The 1882-nt window shown below is 45.0% G+C and carries 2 protein-coding genes; one reads left to right on the forward strand and one right to left on the reverse strand.

Going from position 1 to position 1882, the window contains the following annotated elements:
- Window positions 1–979 precede the first annotated feature (979 nt).
- Window positions 980–1282: a hypothetical protein gene (locus tag JO972_RS16705; RefSeq protein ID WP_309491228.1), complete on the forward strand. Its 303-nt coding sequence runs from the start codon at window positions 980–982 to the stop codon at window positions 1280–1282.
- Between the two features lie 60 nt (window positions 1283–1342).
- On the opposite strand, the gene JO972_RS16710 is transcribed toward JO972_RS16705, so the two are convergent.
- Window positions 1343–1759, reverse strand: a complete 417-nt coding sequence (locus JO972_RS16710) for a hypothetical protein (protein ID WP_309491229.1) — start codon at window positions 1757–1759, stop codon at window positions 1343–1345.
- Window positions 1760–1882: the final 123 nt, after the last annotated feature.

The raw sequence follows: 1882 nt of genomic DNA on the forward strand, positions 1-1882 counted from the left end.
GCCCTCACAAAAGGACAGCGCTTGATCGAAATCTTAAATCGTCACACATCACTGACTGCCGAACGGTTAGCTGTCGGATGCTTCGTCTTGTTCGGCTTATTTTTTCTTCATCTAGCGCATTTAACCCTAACGCCATTAATTCTACAGTAGTATGTGTCGGGCTCTTTCGAAAATTGGTCCCCTACCTTGATATCGTCTCGAGTTAATATGACTCGATGATTATGTAGAACGCTTTCAGATCCATCATCTGCCTTAATTCGGAATAGTGACATCGCGTGATTTGGAGTGTCCCATTGAGCTTCTGTTACTATTCCATCAGCCTCAAATCTGTATGCATACGTGTGCTCGCTGTATATCTGAAACCCCGCTACGCCAAGAGCCAGTGAAACAAAAATTAATGCGTATTTAGGTATCTTCATTATTCTTGCCGAACGTAGAGCTCAACCGCGCGCTGTAAAACAGATTCGCCGCCATTCACGATTTTAGCTCTGCAACTTCCTCGGACTACGAACGGTATCGCGTCGGATGAAGCGCCTTGTTCGACGAAATTCTGCTAGAAAATCTACCAACCATTCGAGGATCAATCCGCCATTAACTCCGACCGGATGGTGACGTGTTCTCCAGGCATAATCGAGGGGAAATTTCATGAGCCAATCTTACCAGTCGGGTGTAGCGAGTCGCCTTAGTATCGGAATCCGCGAGATGTTCTGAACCAAACGACTCGCCGCCGTGTGCTACAACGTGCGACCCTTCCTCTGGATCTTATTATTCTTCATTCTTGTCGAACGTAAAGCTCAACCGACCGCCCTCGCAAAAGGACAGCGCTTGATCAAAAGTATAAGTCTTCACAAATCACTGACTGCCGAACGGTTAGCGGTCGGATGCAGCGACTTGTTCGACGCGATTCTTGGTTAATCAACCTAGGCACACAAGGAGTAATCAACCCAAGAAAACTGCACATCACCATGAGCGTATCCGCATGTTGGTGATCTTCTGGAGGCACCCGCAGGAACGAGGAATGCCGGAAGATGGTCAGCATCATGCTAAATCAAAAAAGTGCCAATCCCCTTGCGCTAAAAAGGTCATATCATTTGATGAACCACCGACGGAAATCTTGCCCTGCATGATGATCTCTTCAAGACACGATCAATGGATAAAGCCAACTGTGATCAAAACCGAAACCTTCAATCATGATGCATCGAGAACGCCCTATCTAAATATTCTTATTATTGTCGAACGTAAAGCTCAACCGCTGCGTGTAAAAACGTCGCAAATCAAGTAGGGTTTTAACTGTATAATGTCTTCGGACTACGAACGGTTAACAGTCGGATGCAGCGACTTGTTAGGCAAGATTTTTTGCTTTTCGCTTCTGTAATAATCGCCAGCATAATCGAATAAAGTGATCTGCCACAAACACCGATGAACACCAAATAAGGGCACCAAATATTGCAAATAATGGATAGCCGCTGCTACCTGGTGAGTCATTCGCAAAATCATCGAGTGCTTGACGAGCATCAGAGTTCATTTCATCTGGGTTGATTAAGCCATCACCGTCAACATCGAAGGAATGCATCCTCCACTCTAAATGTGTGTTATGTAGATAAACAGGAACAACACAACCAATCCACATAACAAAAACTGCGAAATAGAATATTCTGCCAGCCCCAATACCTCTGTTACGCAAAGGAATCCTTAGCGCACAAATAATGATTGGGCTCAGCAAAGCTAAAACACCTATAATGTTGGTAAATATTTCCATCGTGGATGCAGCTGTATTTTATTCGCCTAACGTAGAGCTCAACCGCTGCGTGTAAAACAGTCGAATGTCGAGCAAGGTTTTAACTGTAAAATGGTCTCCGACTACGAACGGTTAACAGTCGGA

Source organism: Oceaniferula flava (genome assembly GCF_016811075.1).
In the GTDB taxonomy this organism is placed as follows: domain Bacteria; phylum Verrucomicrobiota; class Verrucomicrobiia; order Verrucomicrobiales; family Akkermansiaceae; genus Oceaniferula; species Oceaniferula flava.

What these genes read in the sequence shown, in the direction of transcription:
- JO972_RS16710 (WP_309491229.1), bottom strand. Translation starts at nt 1,759, where the DNA reads ATGGAAATATTTACCAACATTATAGGTGTTTTAGCTTTGCTGAGCCCA.
- JO972_RS16705 (WP_309491228.1), top strand. Translation starts at nt 980, where the DNA reads ATGTTGGTGATCTTCTGGAGGCACCCGCAGGAACGAGGAATGCCGGAA.